The organism is Streptococcus sp. DD11, from assembly GCF_001578865.1.
In the GTDB taxonomy this organism is placed as follows: Bacteria; Bacillota; Bacilli; order Lactobacillales; family Streptococcaceae; genus Streptococcus; species Streptococcus panodentis.
Window position 1 is genome coordinate 60,142 of the sequence record NZ_KQ969394.1, and the last position, 3,056, is coordinate 63,197.

Consider the following 3,056-nt stretch of genomic DNA (forward strand, 5'->3'; position numbering starts at 1 on the left):
TAACCCCGCGGACAAAGTGACCGACAGAAAAGACCACAAGGACTGACAGCAGAAAGGTCAGCATGGTGCTGAAAAGCTTTGATAGATAATATTCTACCATAGAAACCGGCGAATGCTGAATCAATTTTTGCCAGTTATTGGTTTTGTCAGACTGGAGGACACTGGGAATGCTGAAAAAGGCCGTCGACATGATACTAAAGACCGTCATGGAGAAAAGATAGCCCCGAAGTAGACGGTCCGGTGTATTTGAGCCGGCCATCATCCCAGAAAATATCAGATAAAAAACGCTGGGCAGCCCGATGGACAGGAGGTAATAAGCCGACTGCCGCTTCATCATAATCAGTTCCATTTTCATTAAATGTGCCATGTGTTTCATAATCTTCCTCCATTCTAGTCCTGGGTCGTTTCAAAGATACTGTCCAGCAGGGTCCGGTTGCGGACTTCGATTTCTTCGATGGTGCAGCCGTGGTTCTGCAGGACCTGCCAGACCCGGCCGGCATCCTTGGTCGCAAAGGACAGGGCCTTTTGCTTGATTTCAATATCGGTCACATCCGCCAGATTTTCCACCGTTTCCTGATAAGTCAGAGGCAGGGTAAAGTGTTTCTCCTGCTCTTCGCTGCGCATGGCATAAGGGGTGGTATCGCGGATCAGCTCGCCCTTATGGAGGACCAGAATCCGGTCCGCCGTATGTTCCACTTCTTCGATATAGTGGGAAGAGTAGACAATGGTCACGCCCTTTTGCTTGAGCTGGTCGACAATTTCCCAGAAATGCTGGCGGGTCGAGGTATCCATAGCAGAAGTCGGCTCATCCAAAAAGAGAATCCTGGGCTGGCCAATCAGGGACAGAACAAAGGAAAAAAGCCGTTTCTGACCACCAGATAATTTAGTGGCCAGCTGATTCTTCTGCTTGTCAGAAAAGCCCAGAAGAGCGTCAATTTCTTCCTCGGAAAGGCTGTGAGGATAAATGGCCCGAAAGAAAGCGATGAGTTCCTTGACCTTAAGATCCGCCACTACCGTATTTTCCTGGGGCAGAATGGCCACCGACTGCTTGAGCCGGTCATCCGTCGGTTTGAAGCCCTGCACCGTCGCCTGACCAGAGGTCAGAAACTTATCGCCCAAGAGACAGTCCATCAGGGTCGTCTTGCCGGCGCCATTGGGACCAATCAGGGCCACACAGTCACCGTCCTCTATCTCAAATGAAACATCCTTTAGAATTTCCTTGCCGCGAATGCTCTTAGAGAGCTTTTTTACTTCAATGAGTGCCATCTTTATCCTCCTTTAAGATTTCAACAATCGCTGGACCAGCCGCAAAAATCAAAACAGCTATCCCCCAAGCGCCTATATAAAAATCTATGAGCAGCAGCCTTCTGAGAAAACCGCTTGTCTGCTCAATCAGCGACAGGACCAGCCCTGCCAGCACAAATAAGATAATCCGAATGTTCTGGTTCATTTCTTTATTCCGCTTTCTGCCTTTCTGTCTCTTACTGTCTCTATTATAGCGCAGGGGAAAGATCGGCACTAGATGATTTTGTCACCTGTTGATATGACAAATGTCATGATATGGTCTGTTTGTTTGCTTTTAGCAGTGAAACTGTCCGGGGGACAGTTTCAGCCCTATCGCTTAACGTACAGGACGATAGGGCAACGAGCCGCAGGCTGTACTGGGGTACGGCAAGGTGAGTTAACGACGTAATAACAGATAAACGAAATGACAATATTTTGGACAGCAAAAAAGACGAGCTGTCCCGTCTTTTCATACTCATTCTGTTTTAGATTGGAAATCGCAGCAGCCTTTATTCCTCCTTCAGGCCGTTTAATTTCATCCCCAGAATAAATCTCTCTGATGTCAGGCCTTTAAAGTCATTCAGGCCCAGCTCCTTGTCGCTGGCTATCTTATCCAGCTGCTCGTCATTGAGCTTTTGGAAATCCATTTCGATATTGGTTTGAAATTTTCTATCTGCTGATACTGAATACTCCAGCTTAAAGCCCTCAATGGCCTGCAGTTCTGCAACCTGTGGATTGGATTTCAAGCCTTCTTGGATAATAGCGGTCAGCTCTTCCGGAGTCCGATCGGCGGAGGCAGCTGCCATATCCTCCGGCAGATCTGCCAGCAATTCCAAGCGCAGATTTAAGATTTTTTCACCCTGATAGGTAATCGTATCACGGTGATGAACCCCCTGAATATAGCCCACCAAGGTCTTGCTGACAACCTCCGTACTCTCAGAAGAAGAGGAACTGGAAGAACTGGAGGCTTTTTTGGCGCTGGACGGAGATTCCGTATCTGAGGCGGTGCTGTTTTTGTTTGTAAAAGTACAGCCGGTCAGAAAGAGCAAAGCTAGAGTGAATAAGGTCATTATCTTTTTCATACTTCACCTTTTTTCTATTATTATGTACTATAGTATAACATAATACCACTGACTTGTCTAAAGATTTCCTGCAAAAACAGTAAAAAGAGCAGGGATTTTCCTCTGCTCTTTGCTATAATTGGCGATTGTATTATTCTACACTGAAAAGATAAGGATAGACCGGCTGCCTGCCTTGGTGGATTTCCACTTCCAAATCTTCGTACTGCTCCATGAGATCCTGGGCTAAACCGCTGGCCAAGTCTTCGCTGCCATCCTCCCCGATGTAGATAGAGACGATTTCACTGTCTTCATCCAGCATCTGGCTGAAAGTCTCCTTCAAAGCCGTGAGCATATCTGGATTTGAAACCACAATCTTGCCGTCTACCATACCGAGATTGTCCTTTTCATGGATTTCCAAACCGTCAATGGTCGTATCGCGAACGGCAGTCGTGATGCTGCCGCTGACAACTTCAGCCAAAGCTGCCGTCATGCGCTCATGATTCTCTTCAAGCGTCTTTCCGCCGTCAAAAGCCAAGAGGCTGGTCAGTCCCTGAGGAATGGTGCGGGACTCAATCACTGCTGCCGGCTGCTCCATCACTTCTGCCGCAGACTGGGCTGCCATAAAGATATTCTTATTGTTCGGCAGAATGATGATATTGCGGGCATTGACCTGCTCAACAGCCTTGATAAAGTCTTCTGTTGACGGGTTCA

Annotated in this window: 4 protein-coding genes and 1 pseudogene; all 5 read right to left on the reverse strand. The window is 47.6% G+C overall.

All coding sequences use genetic code 11. The features are described 5' to 3' along the window. On the reverse strand, window positions 1–376 hold a 376-nt coding region (locus tag STRDD11_RS06255), incomplete at its 3' end, for an ABC transporter permease (RefSeq protein WP_164828408.1). Between the two features lie 14 nt (window positions 377–390). After that, window positions 391–1,266: an ABC transporter ATP-binding protein gene (locus STRDD11_RS06260; RefSeq protein ID WP_128836464.1), complete on the reverse strand. Its 876-nt coding sequence runs from the start codon at window positions 1,264–1,266 to the stop codon at window positions 391–393. Further along, window positions 1,253–1,450, reverse strand: a complete 198-nt coding sequence (locus tag STRDD11_RS06265) for a hypothetical protein (RefSeq protein WP_128836466.1) — start codon at window positions 1,448–1,450, stop codon at window positions 1,253–1,255. The genes STRDD11_RS06260 and STRDD11_RS06265 overlap by 14 nt, the downstream gene beginning before the upstream one ends. 343 nt (window positions 1,451–1,793) lie before the next feature. Continuing rightward, complete coding sequence (locus STRDD11_RS06270) at window positions 1,794–2,366, reverse strand: SP0191 family lipoprotein (RefSeq protein WP_128836469.1); 573 nt, start codon at window positions 2,364–2,366, stop codon at window positions 1,794–1,796. Between the two features lie 130 nt (window positions 2,367–2,496). Continuing rightward, window positions 2,497–3,056 (reverse strand): annotated as a pseudogene (locus tag STRDD11_RS14270) (hypothetical protein); the annotation flags it as partial.